An 852-nucleotide genomic window follows, 5' to 3' on the forward strand; every position below is an offset into this window, starting at 1 on the left:
GTTGGAGGAGTCGGGGGTGTTTGCGGCTCGGTTGGGTGAGTGTGAGCGGGCGTTGGGGCCGTGGGTGGACTGGTCGTTGACGGAGGTGCTGCGGGGGGATGGTGCGGTGCTGTCCCGGGTGGATGTGGTGCAGCCGGTGCTGTGGGCGGTGATGGTGTCGCTGGCGGCGGTATGGGCCGAGTACGGGGTGAATCCCGCCGCCGTGATCGGCCATTCCCAGGGTGAGATGGCGGCTGCGTGCGTGGCCGGGGCGTTGTCGTTGGAGGATGCGGCCAAGATCGTGGCTGTGCGCAGCAGTGCGTTGCGGCGGCTTGCCGGGGGCGGGGCGATGGCCTCCCTGGGCACCGGTGCCGAGCAGGCCGGTGCGCTGCTGGTGGACGGGGTGGTGGTTGCGGCGGTCAACGGGCCGGGTTCGACGGTTGTTTCCGGGTCTCCGGGGCAGGTGGCGGCTACGGTCGCTGCTGCGGAGGCCGTGGGGGTGCGGGCCCGGCTGATCGATGTGGACTACGCCTCCCACGGCCCCCAAGTCGACCAGATAGCCGACGAGCTGGCCGAGACTCTGGCCGGTGTGGAGCCGCGGGCCACCGATGTCGCCTTCTACTCCACCGTCACGGCTGAGCGTACCGACACCACCACCCTGGACGCCGGCTACTGGGTCACCAACCTCCGCCGACAGGTCCGCTTCGCCGACACCGTCGAACAACTCCTCGCCGACGGCTACCGGGTGTTCATCGAGGCCAGCCCCCACCCCGTCCTGGCCATGGGCATGCAGGAAACCATCGAGCAGACCGACATTCCCGCCACCGTCGTCCCCACCCTCCGCCGCGACCAGGACGACCGCACCCAACTCGC

1 protein-coding gene is annotated in these 852 nt (G+C 70.3%); it reads left to right on the forward strand.

Annotated elements, in window-relative coordinates:
- Nucleotides 1-852, forward strand: an 852-nt coding sequence (locus ABCR83_RS32695; RefSeq protein WP_462698897.1) for an acyltransferase domain-containing protein, incomplete at both ends; no start/stop codon positions are given.

The sequence above is a fragment of the Streptomyces xingningensis genome, from assembly GCF_054957865.1.